Source organism: Algoriphagus yeomjeoni, assembly GCF_049821175.1.
Classification (GTDB): Bacteria; Bacteroidota; Bacteroidia; order Cytophagales; family Cyclobacteriaceae; genus Algoriphagus; species Algoriphagus yeomjeoni_A.
Genome location: NZ_CP187512.1, coordinates 2,691,618 through 2,710,352, shown reverse-complemented (window position 1 = coordinate 2,710,352; position 18,735 = coordinate 2,691,618). Strand labels below are relative to the sequence as shown.

Annotated in this window: 12 protein-coding genes; 6 read left to right on the top strand and 6 right to left on the bottom strand. The window is 40.0% G+C overall.

The window, feature by feature from the left end; translation table 11 throughout:
- Positions 1-45 precede the first annotated feature (45 nt).
- Positions 46-2,910, bottom strand: coding sequence for a triple tyrosine motif-containing protein (locus ACPUEN_RS10675; protein ID WP_425635873.1), 2,865 nt, complete (start codon positions 2,908-2,910; stop codon positions 46-48).
- Between the two features lie 248 nt (positions 2,911-3,158).
- Here ACPUEN_RS10675 and ACPUEN_RS10670 point away from each other — a divergent pair, with 248 nt between their 5' ends.
- The 5 genes from ACPUEN_RS10670 (at position 3,159) to ACPUEN_RS10650 (ending at position 11,144) form a co-directional block, all read left to right on the top strand.
- A complete protein-coding gene (locus tag ACPUEN_RS10670; protein ID WP_425635872.1) occupies positions 3,159-6,239 on the top strand; it encodes a SusC/RagA family TonB-linked outer membrane protein in 3,081 nt (1,026 codons plus the stop codon).
- 5 nt (positions 6,240-6,244) lie between these two features.
- Positions 6,245-7,717, top strand: a complete 1,473-nt coding sequence (locus ACPUEN_RS10665; protein ID WP_425635871.1) for a RagB/SusD family nutrient uptake outer membrane protein — start codon at positions 6,245-6,247, stop codon at positions 7,715-7,717.
- Between the two features lie 104 nt (positions 7,718-7,821).
- Positions 7,822-9,303: a PKD domain-containing protein gene (locus tag ACPUEN_RS10660; protein WP_425635870.1), complete on the top strand. Its 1,482-nt coding sequence runs from the start codon at positions 7,822-7,824 to the stop codon at positions 9,301-9,303.
- Positions 9,304-9,311: 8 nt separating this feature from the next.
- The gene (locus tag ACPUEN_RS10655; RefSeq protein ID WP_425635869.1) at positions 9,312-10,436 is read left to right on the top strand and encodes a glycoside hydrolase family 16 protein; all 1,125 of its coding nucleotides are present in this window, start codon (positions 9,312-9,314) and stop codon (positions 10,434-10,436) included.
- A 249-nt stretch (positions 10,437-10,685) separates the two neighbouring features.
- Positions 10,686-11,144 carry a COG2426 family protein gene (locus ACPUEN_RS10650; protein WP_425635868.1) on the top strand — a complete coding sequence of 153 codons (459 nt, stop codon included), beginning with the start codon at positions 10,686-10,688 and terminating at the stop codon, positions 11,142-11,144.
- Positions 11,145-11,258: 114 nt separating this feature from the next.
- On the opposite strand, the gene ACPUEN_RS10645 is transcribed toward ACPUEN_RS10650, so the two are convergent.
- From ACPUEN_RS10645 to ACPUEN_RS10635, 3 genes are all read right to left on the bottom strand, one after another.
- Positions 11,259-12,701, bottom strand: a complete 1,443-nt coding sequence (locus ACPUEN_RS10645) for a hypothetical protein (RefSeq protein ID WP_425635867.1) — start codon at positions 12,699-12,701, stop codon at positions 11,259-11,261.
- A gap of 487 nt (positions 12,702-13,188) precedes the next feature.
- Entirely contained in the window at positions 13,189-13,818 is a 630-nt protein-coding gene (locus ACPUEN_RS10640) for a hypothetical protein (RefSeq protein WP_425635865.1), read from the bottom strand.
- 21 nt (positions 13,819-13,839) lie between these two features.
- The gene (locus ACPUEN_RS10635) at positions 13,840-15,123 is read right to left on the bottom strand and encodes a condensation domain-containing protein (protein ID WP_425635864.1); all 1,284 of its coding nucleotides are present in this window, start codon (positions 15,121-15,123) and stop codon (positions 13,840-13,842) included.
- Between the two features lie 681 nt (positions 15,124-15,804).
- Here ACPUEN_RS10635 and ACPUEN_RS10630 point away from each other — a divergent pair.
- Positions 15,805-17,100: a sensor histidine kinase gene (locus ACPUEN_RS10630; protein ID WP_425635863.1), complete on the top strand. Its 1,296-nt coding sequence runs from the start codon at positions 15,805-15,807 to the stop codon at positions 17,098-17,100.
- 114 nt (positions 17,101-17,214) lie between these two features.
- Here ACPUEN_RS10630 and ACPUEN_RS10625 read toward each other — a convergent pair whose 3' ends face one another.
- Positions 17,215-18,183: an SRPBCC domain-containing protein gene (locus tag ACPUEN_RS10625; RefSeq protein WP_425635862.1), complete on the bottom strand. Its 969-nt coding sequence runs from the start codon at positions 18,181-18,183 to the stop codon at positions 17,215-17,217.
- Positions 18,180-18,506 carry an ArsR/SmtB family transcription factor gene (locus ACPUEN_RS10620; protein ID WP_425635861.1) on the bottom strand — a complete coding sequence of 109 codons (327 nt, stop codon included), beginning with the start codon at positions 18,504-18,506 and terminating at the stop codon, positions 18,180-18,182. The genes ACPUEN_RS10625 and ACPUEN_RS10620 overlap by 4 nt, the downstream gene beginning before the upstream one ends.
- Positions 18,507-18,735 lie beyond the last annotated feature (229 nt).

The window sequence follows — 18,735 nt, the reverse complement described above, 5'->3', positions numbered from 1 at the left end:
CAATAGACGTTGAAAAGTATTGGTGACTTCACCGAAATACAGCTCTTAAAACTTCAGAATGTATTCCTGTAGATTATCAGACCGTTCAAGATTTAGTTTTTTGCGAAGCCTATATCTGGCGATTTCAACACCACGGATTGAAATGTTCATTAGGTAGGCAATTTCCTTAGTAGAAAGATTCATCCTCAGGTAAGCACTCAATTTGATTTCTTGAGGACTCAGGCTACTATACTCTTTCTTAAACCTGCTCATGAAATCCCCGTGCACCTGATCAAAATGAATTTCAAACTGCTCCCAGTCCTGATCTCCGGAGAAATTTCGTTCTATGTTTTTAATTACTTTCTGAATTTCATTTTTGACATCTTGATTCTTGCTCTTTTTGGTAATTGCATTGAGGTTATTACGCATATGATCTATAAAACCATTTTTGGTAATCAAATGCATGGTTGCAGCAGCTAGTTCCTTGTCCTTCAGCTGTATTTCCTGCTTTAACTTTTCAGTCTTTAGCTTTTCGAATTGGGCTTGGGTATTCTTGAGTTCAGTGTCTTTTTCCTGAATGACCTTCGTGGAGGCAGATTTGATTAATTGCTCCTTTTTTTGGTACCTCTTTTCAATAATTCTATAAATGAGATAGGTGACCAAAATAAGTATCAGGAAATACACAAAGTAAGCTACTTTGCTGCGATACCATGGGGGCAGAATTTCGAAGGAATAAATGGCTACCTCACTGATCTCTCCATAGAGATTTTTGCTTTTTGCATGGAAGGTATAGTTGCCTTCCCTTAGGTTGGTATAGGCTTTTTCCCGCTTTTCAATCCAATCCCCATACCCCGGCTCCAAACCCTCTAGCCAGTACTGAAACCGCAAATCCTTCTCGTTATTTGGAACTGGGTTGCTGCTTTCAAAACGGATATTAGCTTTTTTGTATGGGATCTTCAGAATGCCATTTTGGCTTCGTGTATTGATCGGGTATTTATTTCCACCAAAAATCAATGAATCAGTAGCCCCAGTTAAATAGACTGCTCGAATCAGGGTTGGGAAGGCTGAGGGCTGGTAGGTGTTTTCATTGAGGCTAAACCTGATAAAACCCTCATTGGCTCCGAAAAGGACCTCGTTTCCCTGAATAGTTGATATGTTTTGTAGGTCATCATTTAGAATGGGTAAAAGTTTGTTAAAGACCTGAAAATGCTTGGTATAACTACCGTCCACTTTCTTTTCCAAAACCCCGGTTTCTGTCTCTCCTATAAAATAAATATTGCCCATTTGATCTTCTACTAGGTAATGGGCCAGAAATCCTGGATCAAAATAAGGAATAAAAAAATCATCCTGTTCAAACTTATTTTCAATCTCATTATACCTGAAAAACCCTGCCTGTGTAGTGAAAACAAGCCGATTATTAATCCGCCATACATTGTTCAGGATGTTGGTTGGTAATCCGGATTCTTGCCCAAAATAGGTTACCGTAGCTGATTCTAATTGGGTATCGAGTTCGATTCTGAAAAGTCCTTTGTAGCCATGTGCAACCCAGATATTGCCTTTGTCATCTTGTTCAATTATCCTGCTGGATTCATTGAAGCCTTTGATCTGTCTTAAGTACCGAATGTTAGCTCCATCGATTTGAAAAAGGTGGAGTCCATTATAAGTACCTACCAGGATCAAATCCTGGCGACCTCGGAGCGTTTGAAAATTCCATACCCCGCCTGGACCTTCAATTCTTTTAGCGGAGTTGCCTTCAATCATGAAAGCACCATCGTTATGAGCAATCAGGAGGTGGTTTTGAATGGCTTTAATCTGGTAGGCTTGTCCTGTTGAATTCTTAATCAGAGAGATTTGAGAAAGTCCATTATTTCCATTTTCCTGTACATAGACCCCGTTGTTTGTGCCATAATAGAACTTATTGTTAAAAAAAGTGGCATGATATCCTGTGCCAGTCAAACCGGAGAATTGATTGATTCTGGTAAATGGGAGGCTAAGTTGAACCATGGTAATCCCATTGTTATGCCCCAACCATAAGTTGCCGCTCAGGTCTTCAAAAAGTGAAACTATAGAGTTGTTGTTCAATCCATTGTCGTTGTTCAATTTCATGAGCACTTTTCCATTGGTATCCACCAGCAAAAGACCTTGCAATTGAGTAGCGATAGCAATGGTGCCATTTCGGAGCATCAAGGCAGCGTTAATGGTCAGATTACCTAAGCTTTCCCAAGGTTCAACCAGTCCTCCATTCATAGTGAAAAGGCCATTATCGCGAGTAAAGACTAGGTAGCTGTTCAGTCCCATCTGTAATATCCCTGTGACCAGGAAATTCCCAAAGAATCCTTGATTGGTTAAGGATACAAGAGCTCCATCTTGTAGCTTTTTAAGGCCTCCCCCGATTTCATTGACCAAGAGGATATTGTTACTTAAATGAAAGCTTTCAAAACTACGCTCACTTTCGAGGCTGTACTGAAACTTCCGGTTTTTATCAAATACGAAGATTCGCTCGTAGGTGCAGAAAAATAAGTTTTCTCCTGTGACATATACTTTCCAGACTTCTTCCAGATTTTTGATTTCATCCGGAAGTTCGGTTTTAAGTGACTCAAAATTAAGTTGTCCCCTGGCGGTTGGAAGAAAGGTTCCGAAATCACCCTGTCCGGAAACATAGATGGCTCCACTGGCATCCACCTGCACGTGTCTCACTTTGGCTCCACTGGGCAATGCATACCTTCTCCAAGTAGTGCCATCATATTCTATCAGGCCATAGTTGTTTGCTACATAAAGCAACCCAGCTGCATTCTGCGTGATAGCATAATTCTGAATACCACCTTGATATTCCTGGCTGGAATAGTACCTGGAAAATGGCAATCCTATTGATTGTGCTGATGCAAAATTAGCCAATAGAAAAAGCAGCAGACAGGTTGAGATATATTTCATGGACTCATATCGCTTGTTGCGAAAAGCAATATAGGTTTTTTCAAATTGATGTAATGTGTTTTCAAGGAGCATGAGATTCTCTGTGCAACAGTATTATCATTTAAAAACAATTGAAGGCCTATTATTGTTGTTTTTGTAGAGTTTTTGTGAAAGTCAAAAAATAGGCATGATGTAGTATTGTTGTACTCAATAGTTTTGCCTGTAGTGAATTTTCTTTCACCTTGTTAACGTAATAAATCCAAAAAATAATGAAAAAAATTTTATTGCTGTGCTTTGCGCTCGCTGCCCATTATATGGCTTGGGCACAATCAACTGTGATTTCAGGCAAAGTAGTGGATGGAACGGGGGAACCGCTGCCTGGAGTTAGTATTTTAAAGGTTAATTCCACCGTAGGTACAGTCACAGACCTTGATGGACTTTACACCATCAATGCAGGTGCTGATGATGAGTTGAGGTTTTCCTTTTTGGGTTTCCAACCTCAAACTATTCGGGTAGGAAATTCTACTGAGGTCAATGTTGTATTAAAGGACGACCTGACTAATCTAGATGAAGTAGTAGTGATTGGTTATGGTTCCGCGACTAAACGCGAACTGACTGGTGCGACTTCCCAAGTAGGTGGAGAGGATGTACAAAAGATGAACATGCCTAGAGTGGATCAAGCGCTACAGGGACAGATCGCTGGGGTAAACATTACTACCAACTCAGGAGCTCCGGGAGGAACCTCAAACATTCGTATCCGAGGAATTGGCACATTCGGAGACAATGATCCTTTGATCTTGGTGGACGGAGTAATCTATGACGCAGCTGGTCTGAACTCTTTGAACCCAAATGACATCGAATCAGTCAATGTGTTGAAAGACGGTACTGCCGGTATCTATGGTGTAAGAGCTGCAAATGGTGTAATCTTGATTGAAACCAAAAAAGGAAATTTGGGTTCTAAACCAAGACTTGATTTTGACACTTATTACGGTGTGCAACAGACAGCAAGAAAGCTTGACTTATTGAATGCGCGTGAGTATGCCATTTTGAAGAATGAGGCATTTGCGGCAGGCGGTCAGGCAATGCCTTTCAACAATGTTGAATTAGGTGAAGGTACTAACTGGCAAGATGCAGTTTTTCAGGACGCACCAATTCAGGAATACAACCTTACGCTTACTGGAGGTTCGGAAAAGACTTCTTATTCAATAGGTGGGTCTTATTTTTCCCAAGAAGGTATAGTTGGTGGACCTAAAGCTAACCTTGAAAGAATAAACGCCAGAATCAACTTTATCACAGAAATCGCTCCTAGACTGAAGTTCACCAATGTTACCCTTTTTACAAGAGAGATGAGTAGCGGTTTGCCTCAAGGAGGAATCGGCTCTGTGCTTTACAATACAATTAATGCTTATCCAACAGAGCCACTTCGTGTTGGGGATAGATACTCTTATTTGAACAATGTGAATGATATTATCAATCCTTTGGCTCAAATGGAAAACACCTATAATGACTCATGGGTCAATAAATTGGTAGGTAAAGAAGAGATTGAATTTAAGATCAATGATAGATTCACCTGGACAGGTAGAGCAGGCTATAATTTCGCCATGGTGGATTTCAAAGCCTTTAACCCACTAGTATGGTATGGCCAAGGTAAATTTGCCAATTCTGCTGCCAACGAGAATCTAGATCCGGTTTTAGTGGATGTAGGAGGGGTAGAAATCGAGAGAGGTGCCAATGTATTTGAATCCAGAAATACCTTCTTGGATTACAACTTGGAGACTTTCTTAAATTACAACCAAAGCTTCGGTGAAAATCACAGAGTCAAAGGGACTTTTGGACTTTCCTTGGTAGGAAACAGAAGTGAAGGGTTGAATGGAACGGGTTTCAACATTCCTAATAATGATCTGGCTTTTGCAGATATTTCTGCTAATCAGGCTACTGGAGGCTTTTTGAACAATACAGGCTCTTTTCAAAGTTCTCAGCGCTTAACTTCAGTCTTTGTCAGAGGTGAGTACGATTACAAGCAGCGCTATTTTGTTTCTGCGATTCTTAGAAGAGATGGATCTTCCAACTTTGGTCCAAATAACCGAATCGGATATTTTCCGGCTATTTCAGGAGCTTGGTTGATTTCTGACGAATCCTTCTTCAATTCCAGCGCAATTGACTTTTTGAAATTGAGAACAAGTTTCGGTGTCTCCGGTAATGATCAGATTGGTCTGTTCCGATACAGAGGCTTACTGAATGGATCTGCTACTTACGTTTTCAATGATTTTATAATTAATGGTGCTGCTATTGGAAATACCAGTAATCCAGATCTAAAGTGGGAAACAACCTATCAAACAAATATTGGTCTTGATTTCTCCCTGTTCGAGAATTTTGATTTTACGGCAAATTACTTTGTCAAAAACACAAAGGATTTACTTTTCCAACCAGACGTATCAGCTATCCTAGGTTCCTATGGACCAGGCGGATCACCACCAGTGATCAATGCTGGCGATGTGAGAAACAGTGGACTTGAATTGGAATTGAGCTATGGGACAAATAATACAACTGGAGCTAATTTCAGAGTTGGTTACAACGTTACTTTCGTGAAAAATGAAGTGACTGCAGTGCCGGAAGGCTTTGAATTTATTCCAGGTGCAGGCTTCAGCGTAGGCGGTAACATTGCTACCCGATTTGAAAAGGGTTATCCAATTGGATACTTCATCGGTTACAAGACTGACGGTATTTTCCAAACTCAAGAGGAAATTGCTAACAGCCCAGTTTCCCAACCAGGAGCTCAGCCAGGTGATTTGAGATTTGTAGATCAAAATGGTGATGGAGTAATCAACTTCGGTGATGATTCTGACAGAGAAATGATTGGATCGCCAATACCAAAGGTGGTCATGGGATTCAACATGAATGTTGATTTCAAAGGATTTGACCTTGGAGCAAATATCTATGCGGCGTTGGGTCAGGATATCATCCGGAACTATGAAAGACAGCAGATCTATGCGAATCAATTGTCTTACAATATTGACAGATGGACTGGTCCAGGGACAAGCACTGAGATTCCTAGATTAACGACCGGAGCAACCAGAAATAATGTTTTCTCGGACTTTTATGTAGAGGACGGATCATTTCTGAGATTAAGAAACGTACAATTGGGCTATACCATTCCTAATGCCATCACCAAGAGGATAGGGGTTCAGCATTTCAGGTTTTACGTAGCAGCCAACAACCTTGTCACTTTGACCAGGTACCAAGGATTTGACCCGGACGTGGGATCAGGAAATCCACTTTTTGCAGGCGTAGATAATGGCATCTACCCACAGGCACGTTCGTTCATGGCTGGTTTAAATTTTAAATTCTAGAAAGTATGAAAAACATAACAAAATGGTTTCTATTCATGTCTTTGTGGATGGGTACCGCTTGCGATAGTTTATTAAATATTGACCCTGAATTCACTCAGGATGCAGAAAACTTCTTCAATACAAAAGAGGATTTTGACAGGGCCATCATCGGTGTATATGACATGATGCAGCCAGCTTATCTGAATATTTGGATTGGTGAGATTGCTTCGGACAACTCCATTGCTGGAGGAGAAAGTGTCAATGATACAAGAGGACTACATGAGATTGAAAACATGACTCATGGCGGTGTTAATGAGGAACTAAGAGCCGTAATGCGAGTGAATTACACCGGCATTGCCCGAGCTAACTATATCTTTGAAAACCAGGATAAAATTGATTTTGAAGGCAAGGAATTGATTTTGGCTGAGGCCAAGTTCATGCGTGCTTATTTCTACTTCAACTTGGTAACTTACTTTGGAGATATGCCTCTAATCGTGGATAGAAGGGTTTCAATTAATGAAATTCCTAATACTCCTAGGACTCCTAAAGCAGAGATCTATGCTCAAATCGAATCTGATTTGGAGGATGCGGTAGCTGTGCTTCCGGCCGCGGCTGGCGAAGTGGGAAGATTGACTACTGGTGCGGCCATGGCATTGCTTGGCAAAGTGTTGCTGTATCAGCAGAAATATACTGAAGCCAGCACGGTACTTGGAAATCTGATCGATAACAATCCTGGTGGATATGCATTGTTTGATGATTATAGTACGTTGTTTTATGCGGCTAATGAAAATGTTTCTGAAGATGTATTCACTGTACAATTCAGTGGCCTGCAGGGTGGTGATTATGGCTGTTTGATTTGTTTGAACGGAAATGCTGCAGTCGGCTTCCAGGGTATCAGACAATATACAGGGCCTTTTTATGCTGATGGCAACGCCTATAACTTACCTACTCAGGATTTGTATGATGCTTTTGTAGACGGAGATCTGAGACGCGACGCGACCGTTTTGAACTTGGATGAATTTATCGCGGCTCAGCCAAATTCAGATGAAATTACTTACGGCATTGGTGCTGGAGGTCATACAGGCTTTTTCAATAACAAATACATCAAAAGACAAGGTGAAATCGGTCTCCCTGATGATGATTTGACAAGTCCTCTGAATTACAGAGTGATCCGCTGGGCAGATGTGCTATTGATGGCAGCTGAGGCTTTTCAACAATCCGGAAACGACGGTAGAGCAAGAACTGAATTGAATAAAGTAAGAGCTAGGGTGGATATGCCTGCAATTAACAGCTCAGGTGATGCTTTATATCAGGCGATTTTGGAAGAAAGAAGGTTTGAGCTTTCTGGTGAAGGTTACAGATTCTTTGATTTGGTGAGAACAGGTCAAGCTGCAGATAATATCAGTGGCTTTGTGGTAGGAAAGAATGAATTGTTTCCTATTCCTCAGGTTGAGATTGACTTGGCTGGGGGGAATTGGAGTCAAAATCCTGGATATTAAACATAAACTCAAATGAAACCGAGCATGAGTAGGAACGTCACATACTGGGATGATTATAACCATGCGAGATTCCATCTGACCTTAAAAAATCAAATTATAAACAGATGAAAAAATATATAAGATATATCATGTATGTGTTGCCATTGTTCGCTTTGGCAGCATGCATGGAGGAGTATACATTAGATGATATTCCTCCAACAGCAGAAGAGGCGGGCTTCAGTTTTCAGTCCACTGAGCAAAGTGACAACATCCTAAGATTTACTGCGGATAATGACTTTTTCCTCATGAATTGGGATTTAGGAAATGGAAGTTCAGGTACTGGTAAAACTGTAACTGGGACTTACCCGACCGCTGGAACTTACACGGTAACCTTGACAGTCTTCAATAAAGGAGGGAGTGTCAGTGCAAGTAGAGAAATTGTTATTGCTGAGACGGACCCGCTTTTACTGGATACCCCTCTTTTCAATAACTTGACCGGCGGTGCAGATGCAGTAGAAGGTAAAACTTGGCAAGTAGATGCTACCAGAGTGGGACACTTTGGAGTTGGGCCAAACCCATCTTCCGCAGCTGGGGATTTCCCGGAGTGGTACCAAGCGCAGCCAAATGAAAAGGCTGGTTCTGGAATGTATACCGACCGCTATACTTTCTTCTTGGACAGTTTTAACTTTAATATGGAAACAAACGGCTTTGTGTATTTAAATGCAGCCCAAGGTTCTAATTTCCCTGGGGCTTTTGATCCTGGTGTTGGTGATCTTTCTGCACCTTATGAAGCTCCTGATGGACTGAAGTGGAGTATATCAGAGCCAGAAGGAGGATATCCGGAATTGACCATTTCTCAAGGTGGCTTTTTGGGGTATTTTGCTGGAGGCCGAACCTATCAACTCATAACTATAGAAGAAAATGAGATCTTGTTGAGGTTTGTGGATCAGGCTAACACCGGTTTGGCATGGTATGTCCGTTTGATTCCAGAAGGTTTTGTGCCGGATGAAGAGACACCAGACCCAGAACCAGAGCCATCAGGAGATTTTACGCTTGATAATTTAATCGGTGATGGTACAAAAGCCTGGAAGCTAAAACCTGCGGCAGGCTCTTTTGGAGTAGGTCCAAGAGCCGGAAGTGATGAGTTTTTCCCTAACGGGACAGATATTTCAGGTGATAGAGCATGTTTGTTTAACGACCTATTTATCTTCAACCAAGATGGCACCTATTCCTACGATCCTCAAGGCGATATTTTCGCAGAACTATACATGGGGGTAGAGGCTGAAGGTTGCCAGTCGGTGGATAATCTAGCCGATACGCCTGGTGCTGCTTGGGGAGCTGGTTCTCACTCATTTAGCTTTACAGAAGGCACGGATTCTTCCAATGCGCAAATCACTGTAACAGGGACGGGGGCCTTTTTGGTTCTGCCAAAAGCCTTCAATGGTGGAGAATATAGTGCCGGACCGCCGGATGCGGATAAATCTGTCACTTATGATGTCATAGGTTATTCAAACGAAGAAGGAGTGGAGGAATTGACCATTACCATCGATGTATCTGGTACAGGTGCTGTATACTGGACATTTGTTCTAACTCCTGACACTAATTAAAAATGTTGATGCTAACTAAAATTCATAACACACTCTTTTATTTATTCATGCTTATGGCGGCATCTTCCTGTAATCAGGAAGATGCTGATCAGCAGATTTTGCTTCCCAGTAATTTGGAAGTACTTGTTGAGATGGGCGATAATGGGATAGTAAATGTGAATTTTTCTGCAGATAAAGCTAATTTCTATCGTGTTGGATTTGGGGTAAATAATCAGCTTCCAGAGCTTGTGACGGGTAATCAAGTGTCCTATCGCTACACGGCCGTAGGAGAATATACGATCACCGTTCAAGCGCATAGCACTGAGGATGATTTTATAAAAAAGGAAGAAAAAGTACTCATTACAGATCAGGTGCTTGGCATTGGATTGCCTACAACTGGTTTTGAGTCTCCATTGGAGTACGCCGGTTATACATTGACTTGGAATGATGAGTTTAATGGTACATCTCTTTCTTCAGATTGGGTTTATGATTTGGGAGATGGATGTCCGGGTGTATGTGGTTGGGGAAATAATGAATTGCAGTTTTATCGCAGGGAAAATGCAGAAGTGAAGGATGGTCGATTGATAATTACTGCTAGACAGGAAGCGATTGGGGGCAAGAATTATACCTCATCAAGAATCAAAACTCAAGGTAAACAGGAATTTCTTTTTGGAAGAATTGACATTCGTGCAGCTGTTCCAAAAGGCCAGGGGATTTGGCCTGCTCTATGGATGTTAGGCGCCAATATTTCTGAAGTTAGTTGGCCAGCTAGCGGAGAGATCGATATCATGGAGATGATTGGAGGAGAGGCAAGCGGAAGAGACAATACGGTTCATGGCACGCTCCATTGGCAAAACAATGGAGATTATGCCTACCAAGGCGGCTCTAAGACTCTTGCTGATGGTAAGAAGTATGCGGATAATTTCCATGTCTATTCTATAATTTGGGATGAAAAAAGTATTGCATGGCTGATTGATGATGAGGAGTTTCATCGAATGGATATCTCTTCTTCTACCATGGACGAATTCAGAAAGCCTTTCTTCATTCTGATCAATTTGGCGGTAGGAGGCAATTGGCCCGGAAGCCCAGATAATTCTACCATCTTTCCCCAACAATTTGCGGTGGATTATGTTAGAGTTTTCGAGAAGGAATAAAATGTAAGGGTTTAAGGTAAATTTTGGAAAAGCTGCTTTCAATTGGAAGCAGCTTTTTTTAGTTTAATCTGCTAGGAAATGAATCAGAGTCCCATGGTCTGGTGAAGTTCATAGGGTGTTTTGATATTTTAGAAAAAAAAAGGAATCCTTTTAACAGAAAGGTCGTTTTATGATTTCGATGATTTGATTGCTTACCAAGCGGTAGCAGATAGGAAAATCATTAGTTTTGCAGCACCTAATCACCACTACATGTTTTTGGAAATAATTATCGCCATGCTTTGGAGCATTTCTCCATTTGGAGAGGCGAAACTAGGTATCCCTTACGCGTTGCTAAATGATATAAATATCTATTTAGCTTTTGCGCTTTGCTTTGTTGCTAATGTGCTGGTATTCCCCGTTATGTCCTTCTTTTTGGACGTAGTCAACCGTTATTTCTTGAGATGGTATCATTATAAAAAGGCGGCAATTTTTGTAGGGCGTAGAGCAAAAGCGGGTGCTGGCAAAAATGTCCAAAAATACGGATTTTGGGGTCTTATGTTTTTTGTATTGCTTCCAATTCCGGGTACAGGCGTCTATGCCGGTACTATTGCAGGATACCTTTTCGGAATGAGCAAGAAAAAGGCTTTTTTGGCAAATACCATTGGGATTTTTATCTCCTGTGTCATTGTATGGGTGACAACTGTAATCGCTATGGGAGGATTTAATTAATTTTCAAATTAACAAATAAAAGCAAGCGTAGTTGATCACAACGTAAGCACTGGAAAATCCCTCGTGAATGAAATAACTACGCCGGGCTAGACTCGGATTGTTTAAGGGATAGGTTCAATCACTTCTTTTTATGTATTTCGAGATGCAATGAACTACGCCCTGCCTTTTGGCAAAGCTGTTGAAATCCCCTAATTGATGAACAATAAAGTCAAAGCCTTCCCACATTGCTTTCATATGATCATCCAGCACTTTCAATTCGGCATATTCTCCATGTCCAAAAGTGGGTAAATACACATGCTTGCCATAGGTCTTGCTGTTTTCCACCAAGCAGTTGTTGCTAGTGATATGATGCCAGTTCCTGACGTGCACAGCGTCATTTTCCCGCGCGCCTAAATTGAGTAAATCCTTCATCAGACTATTGACGTCCTGATCTTCTGGGTTCTGCAATGCTAGGTTTTGTAGATGCTTGACCGCGATTCTCCTTCCGGTATACTCAGGGTAGTGAATCAGGGGATTTCTATGGACAATTACCCCTTGCTTAGCAAAGGATCTGGCGATTTCATCGTATGCCTCTTGTAAGTTGTGGGCGCGATTTGGTAGGCCCAGCAACTCATTTCCCAATTCTGGTGATCCGACCATAAGCTCAAATTGACCTTTTTTATTTTTGCCAATCAAGCTGATAAACATATCCACGTGAAAGATCGGTTGGTATGGGCCGGTTCCTGCACCAACTATATCTAGAATAAATTTGTCTGCTTCCTGTGTGCCTACATAAGTTGCTAGCGGGATTTTTTTCTTGGTGCCAGCCACAAACATGGGTCTCTTTTTATCTACATAATCATAAAAACTCTGGCGAACCAAGTCCTCCAGTTTTTGTCCGGGGTTGGACCTCAGGGGCAGGGTTTGATCCTGAATTAGGTTGATAGTTTCTTGATAGTAGTCCTTTCCAAGAATCCAAAAATCGTCTGCGACCAGACAATTTCCACCCTGGAAAATCAATGGTGCTTGGCTGGCATTAAGGGAAGTATATTCTTCTATACTATCGGCGAGCAATTGATCACCAGACCGAGGGAATTCCCAGGGTTCCATCAGGTAATATGTATCGTCATGAGCATCTTTCAGTGCTACATAGGCATCTTCAGCCCAATCTGTAAAATCTACATAGTTAGGAATTGGAACCCAAGAAATAGACTGAGAATCATGGCCAATGGAAGTAAACCATTTTTCTATTACCGCCCGGTCAGTTTTATAATGAACGATAATGAAATTGGTGCCTATCCGGAGTTCCTTGATCAAGGATTGATAAGCAAGAGTTCTTTCAGAATCTCCTGAGAAAGGAATAGAAGGAAAAGCAAACAAAATGGTGTCAATACCACCTTTGTATGAGCTGATTAACTCGGGGATCTGTAATCCGGGTGTTGGTTGGAGTTCTTTGGTCTCGAAGCCCACAGAACGGCTAGCTCCTCGTGTTCCCGATTTCTTTAGCTTATCACCAAAGATTCGCATGTCTTTGGGAGCATCGGGATGTATTGCAAAAAAGATGGATTGGTTAATCATATGGATTGGATTAGGTATAAAAATAATAGCTGATAAAATTTACTGCCTTTCTATCAGAATTCAAATCATTGATTGCAAGGGTGGTAGTTGGTATTGGAGCTGAGTAGGAATAAATATTAGGGCAATTTCTGTTTGTGCGCTGTAAAGGATCCTTTTTAAAACGAAGGATCTTTACCTTGACTGGAATTATAAAAAAGCTATAAGTACATCTTTATTTCTATGCTTGGAATCCAACCACGTTGGGCAGGTACCCGTGATTGAAGTTGATTTTTGGTAATCCAAAAGAAACTTTTGACTCGGTGTTTAGTACGAATTCAATTGTCTCTAAAAATGAGATGCGAAATCTTTGATACAATTGGTGCGAGTATATAATTGTATATGATTATATCTCATTCAGTATTCCATTAAAAACTCAATATTGAAAATAGTCCATTTAGATTATTTCAAAGGATATTCCGAATAGTTTATTTATTACTTACTCTAGTGATTACCTAATTAAGACAGGGATATAAAATCCTTTAATCTTATTGTCAAAGGTTACCACTCCACGTTGAAATTGAATAATACCATTAGGACTAAACTTACGCGAAATATGTGCTGGAAGTGTAATAGGGCGGGGTATTTCCAAGGTTTGTATCATCTCCATCTCTGAACCATCATAAGACATTCGCATGAATGTTTTTCCATTTTCGTCTTCGACTAGGGTTTGTTTAAATTTATAGGTCGAAACAGATTTCCCTTTGGAATCTTCCATAAAATCACCAAAATCTTTATTTCCTTTTTTTGGTCGATTTTTATTTTCCAAATATTTTTTCGGCGACATTCCTTTATCAAAGCTGCTTTCGGCCTTGATTCCGTTGATCACCAATCCTGGTCGTCCAGTCTCCCAAGCATTATTCATCTTGAACTCAACGTACATGCCTTTTCCCTCTACTTTGTCATTAAGAGACAACTCCAGGCCTGAGTAGTCTATTGAATTTATGGAAAAGTCGAAATCAACTTCTTCACTAATTTCAGTAGTTATGGTAGGTATAGGAGGAAGAGGCTCTCTAATAAATCCCATCCAACCTAAACTGGATAGAATGATGGCGGTAATAAAAATCCCAATCTTTTTCATCCCTTTTTAGTTTTCTTCAATTTACGGAACATTCGCAATCTCTTCAAGAGTCTCTTTGATTTCTTTCAAAATTGTTTCTGCTAGTTGAGCATCCATTTCAGCAGTCAAATAATTGAAATCTAGGCCGATAGAACCAAATAAAATTTTCCCAAAGGCAGAAAATTCGGGCCCTAAAGGATTGTTTGAAATAAAGGCATTTACATTATTTAAGTGAATCGATCCATATTGAGGTTCTAAATCTAGTTTGCCGATAAAGCTGAGTGCCACTAGCCCGAGTCGCATATTTTTTAGCTTCAGAACCATCTTGATCACATATTTGCTCATTTTAGACATCATAAATACATCACCTTGCCGACTTGCCTTAAAAATTGTTTTGAAAATAGTTTTGGCCAATGGAAAGACAGACTGGTTAGGTGCAATAGGTATACTGAATCGTAGCATCGAAATGTAGCATCCCAATTCTTGATCAGAAACAGGGGGATCCATCGAAGAACGAAGGTCTGCAAAACTGATCATTCTAACCAAACGATTTCCTTTATCAGAATGCCGGTGATGATATACTTTTTGAGCAATGGTTGCCAAAAGCACACTGTTAAGGCTAAGACCTTCTCGTGCGATTCTGACACTTAATTTTCTGGATACTTCCGCTGACAACCTGAAGCTTAAAATGGCATTGGTTGACTTTAAGGGAATCGGTGCGGTCACTCCCTTACTTTTATAGTGCCATTCTTCTTTCATTTGCCTACCCAAAAAAGCTACTAGCCGTGTAACCAAATTCCATTTTTGAAAAGAGGGAGGGAATGTTGAAATTATGCTATGCTCCGATGGCCTCGGAAGTGATTGTCCTCCTGCAAGGCTAAGTAATTCGTGAAGTAGCAATCGTGCTGAAATGCCATCGATGATTGCATGATGAAAACAAACAATCAATTCACATTCAGTTTTTTCAGGACTTGGAAGGTACCAGCATCTCATCAGTGGCCCAGCTAAGTCAAAGGTTGTGTTCAACGCATCTTCTGTAACACTTCGCCAAGAATTCTTATCAGTTCGACTAATTAAACAAAGTTCTATTGGTGAACTAGCGATTAATGGTTGGAAGTAGAATGCACCTTTTTTCTTTACTATTCCAGACCGAAGTAATAAGTGTCGAGCTTGCAGTTGATTCAACGCGTCTTTTAACGATTCTGAGTCTGGTCCTGAAGTTAAATGAAGTGCGCATACGACAGCCAAAGGAAATGCTTCATTAGAAAAGGTGAATGCCTGTTCAATTTCGCTAAGGATTCTTAAGTAGGGTTGCTTAGTGTTCATGCATAATCAAAAATAGAAAAATCAGAAGTGTAGTAAAAAATAAATTTTTATTTCTGCTACTGATTTCTATTTCCAAAAGTTTCGGGTTCCTATTTATTCAATTTTTCACAATTCTTTGAACACTAAAGGTTTTATTAGTTGCATTTAAAAAAAGGGGTGCAATCCTGCGAAGTGACCTGTTTTTGGGCAAGGTAATTATAGTGTGATTACAACCTACACTAGGAAGAACGATCTGATTACACCTAAGGGGGGATGATAGAGTTGGATATTTGATAAATTGTTTTGTAGAGCCAATTTCAAATTGCATAGGATATTAGGCTTTAGTAACAAACCCAGTCCAAAGAACGATCTGACTACTCTCAGACGAGAAGTTTGAGTAAAGGTGGAGAGATTAGGGCAAGCAAATTAACCCAACTCTAATCAGAGTACTTTCTAAATAAAAAAAAGTTAGATATTCTAAGAAGTCTTTTTGCAGGTATCATTTTTTATTTTTAAGAATTGCATTTATAAAATAAGATTTATGAGCGGATATTGTAATATTGAGTAGGTTCAAATGAATAGCAAAAGTATATGACATTAGATTACCCTTCGATCTTGTTTTTCTTAGCACTGAATAATTTATTCATTATTGCCCTATACATTTATCAGTATTTTTTTCATCACAAGCAATGGTACCTGCTTTTGGTTGCATTAGGGATTGGCTTTCAGGTACTTGCTATAATTCTATTTAATTTTAGAGAGGCTTTTCCTCCTTTACTTCCAATACGAATTAGTAATTTTCTTTTGATTTTCAGCTTTCCACTAATTTCGTTTGGTCTTCTATCTTTCGATGGTATCATTAGAAAAAAGCTCCTGTGGGCTTTCATTGCCATTGCTGTGTTGGTTTTTTTCGGCTCTTTAATTGTCGAAGAAAACAACACAATGCTTAATGTTATTCGAATATCATCCTCTTCAATTTTCTTTGGGATTGGGTCTTATTACCTTTTTACCAATACGCATAAGTATAAATCGGCCATACTGATAAGTGGCGTACTTCTTATTTACTCGATATTCCAGCTCATCCGGGCTTTTAATATTTACCAATTAGGTCAAACTTATATCTATACGACTAATTCACCGCTTGGCAATTGGTTTTTAATCATATCGCTCTTCGTTATCAGTGGATCTTGCATAGGTTTTATCATGCTTCTGAAAGAAATAGATCAAAAAACGATACTTGAAAAAAATATAATAATTGAACAGAGTAAACTAAAACTAGAAGAATTAAATCAGACCCAAAACAAGTTATTTTCCATCATTGCGCATGATTTGAGAAACCCATTTAATAACATCGTAGGCCTTTCAGAACTGCTTAAAGAAAGTGATACCGATAAAGAACAAGCCATAGAATATGCTGATCTAATCAATTCTACCGCGAAAAATACCTTGAATTTGCTTGATAATCTGTTGAACTGGGCAAAATCACAAACCGGGGAATTAAGCTTTACCCCCACGAAAATAAAACTGACTAAAGTTATTTCTGAAATTATTTGGCTGAAAGAATCACTTGCAAAGGCAAAACACATTTCTTTGACTTACGCTCCAACCAGTGATATTGAACTATATACTGATAGAAATATATTGGATACCATTTTACGGAATCTGATTTCGAATGCGATAAAATTCACCAATCAAGGAGGATATATTATCGTCCTAGCAACTGCTGATGAGCATGAGGTGAAAATTTCTATTTGTGATAATGGAGTAGGGATGAATGAAGAGACAATTCGTAAGATCCTTGATCCATCTTCTACAATGACATCACTAGGTACAGAAAATGAAGGTGGATCAGGTTTAGGACTTGTCCTTTGCAGAGAGTTTATAAAAAGGCTTAATGGACATCTTTGGGTTCAAAGTGAAGTGGCAAAAGGAAGTGAATTTATTTTTACCCTGCCGTTGACTAGTGGCAATGGACTAGGTTTAGCTACTACCTGCTAGTATATGGAGAGTTTCTCTTTTACGAGCGAACTGACTATACCCATGTGTGGTAACTCTTAATTTTCAATTGATTCGATGAGGTTATTTGAATTTCAAATTGGCCTTTCTTTTTCATCAGACCTGGTTTTGATAATTTATCATCCAATTTATCTCATACTTATCAGAAAACTCTCCGAAGTATGCCCCAAAAAACATGTCTGCCATTGGCATAGTGACATTCCCTCCTGCAGAGAGTTCGTTGAAAAGGCGATCGGCTTCCTCTCTTGTTTCAGGTTCAAGGCATAGATGCATGTTATTTCCTTTGGCTAGTGTGAAGCCCATTTCCTTAGGAGCATCAGTCCCCATTAATATGTGTCCACCTAGAATTGGAAGTTCTACATGTAACACCATTTTTTTAATTTCCTCTGCTACCGGTGGATTCCCGGCTTCTGCTGGAATATCACCAAATCGTTCGATACCCTTTCCTAGAAAGGCTGTTCCAAACACCTGCTTATAGAATAGAAAGGCCTCTTCTGTTTTTCCGTCAAAATTCAAATAGCTTGAAACACGCGCTTTGTTGCTTGTTTTATTTTGCTGGCGAAGTTTGAACCGAGCCTCGATGTATTGGTCGAGGTTTTCCATCGCCATGGTGAATCCTTCTTTGAAGCCCATTTGTATGATTTTTTCCAAGTCAGCTAGGCTATCGTATTTGGCTGTAATCTGTACCAGGGTGTTTTTGCCTTGCTCTAGGAACGTGTTTGTCCAATGTGTTCTCGGCATTTCTTTGCTTACAACCCCATTTTCATCACAAAAAGCATCCAAACCTGAAAACATCAATTGATAAACAATTTTGTGGTATTCGTTTTTACACCAATGCATTTCGTTTTGTGGACTAATCATGGCATAAAGCCACATTCCACCCTCTCTAAAATCCATTGATTTGGTCTTGGTGCGGTAAGGCTTAGGAGCCCACCATAGATCAAGAATTTCAGGATTTGTCCAGGCTTCCCAGACCAACTCCAGGTTGGCGGCAAATTCACGGTTGACATTTACCGTGTTGTTTTCCTTGTTGACTATGAAGTCAAATTTCAGATTGCTTTTCATTTTCTTTTGGATTTTAATTGTTCTAAAACAGTATCAAGTTGGTCGAAACGCTGAGTGAGTAGTTGCTTAAACTGTTCCAGCCATTTTTCTATATCCCTCATTTTATCCGCATTTAAGTGATATTTAATTTCGCGGCCTTGTTGCTCTTGATGTGCTAATTCACACTCCATGAGAATTTGTAAGTGTTTGGAAACAGCCTGCCTGCTCGAATTGAAATGATCGGCAAGGGCATTAGGAGTCATTGCACCTACCGCCAAAAGCAATATGATTGCACGTCGGGTAGGGTCAGCAATGGCTTGAAATACATCTCTTCTGGTTTTCATCTTTTCTTATGTGCAACTAATTGGTTGCTCAAATATATGCAATTAATTGGTTGCGCAATAAAGGCTTCTGATTTTTTTGATTCTTTTATCATGGGTTGAGATAAATTCTGAAGCCGAAGTTTATATGGATCATGCCGTTGGCACAGTAATCTAATGTTACTAGCCACCAAAATCCAGCATTGCATTCTGGGCTTCTACAGATCTTTCCTTTGGCAAGATGCTTTGAAAA

What these genes read in the sequence shown, in the direction of transcription:
- ACPUEN_RS10625 (WP_425635862.1), bottom strand. Translation starts at nt 18,183, where the DNA reads ATGAAAAGCAATCTGAAATTTGACTTCATAGTCAACAAGGAAAACAAC.
- ACPUEN_RS10660 (WP_425635870.1), top strand. Translation starts at nt 7,822, where the DNA reads ATGAAAAAATATATAAGATATATCATGTATGTGTTGCCATTGTTCGCT.
- ACPUEN_RS10655 (WP_425635869.1), top strand. Translation starts at nt 9,312, where the DNA reads ATGCTAACTAAAATTCATAACACACTCTTTTATTTATTCATGCTTATG.
- ACPUEN_RS10645 (WP_425635867.1), bottom strand. Translation starts at nt 12,701, where the DNA reads ATGATTAACCAATCCATCTTTTTTGCAATACATCCCGATGCTCCCAAA.
- ACPUEN_RS10635 (WP_425635864.1), bottom strand. Translation starts at nt 15,123, where the DNA reads ATGAACACTAAGCAACCCTACTTAAGAATCCTTAGCGAAATTGAACAG.
- ACPUEN_RS10620 (WP_425635861.1), bottom strand. Translation starts at nt 18,506, where the DNA reads ATGAAAACCAGAAGAGATGTATTTCAAGCCATTGCTGACCCTACCCGA.
- ACPUEN_RS10650 (WP_425635868.1), top strand. Translation starts at nt 10,686, where the DNA reads ATGTTTTTGGAAATAATTATCGCCATGCTTTGGAGCATTTCTCCATTT.
- ACPUEN_RS10675 (WP_425635873.1), bottom strand. Translation starts at nt 2,910, where the DNA reads ATGAAATATATCTCAACCTGTCTGCTGCTTTTTCTATTGGCTAATTTT.
- ACPUEN_RS10640 (WP_425635865.1), bottom strand. Translation starts at nt 13,818, where the DNA reads ATGAAAAAGATTGGGATTTTTATTACCGCCATCATTCTATCCAGTTTA.
- ACPUEN_RS10665 (WP_425635871.1), top strand. Translation starts at nt 6,245, where the DNA reads ATGAAAAACATAACAAAATGGTTTCTATTCATGTCTTTGTGGATGGGT.
- ACPUEN_RS10670 (WP_425635872.1), top strand. Translation starts at nt 3,159, where the DNA reads ATGAAAAAAATTTTATTGCTGTGCTTTGCGCTCGCTGCCCATTATATG.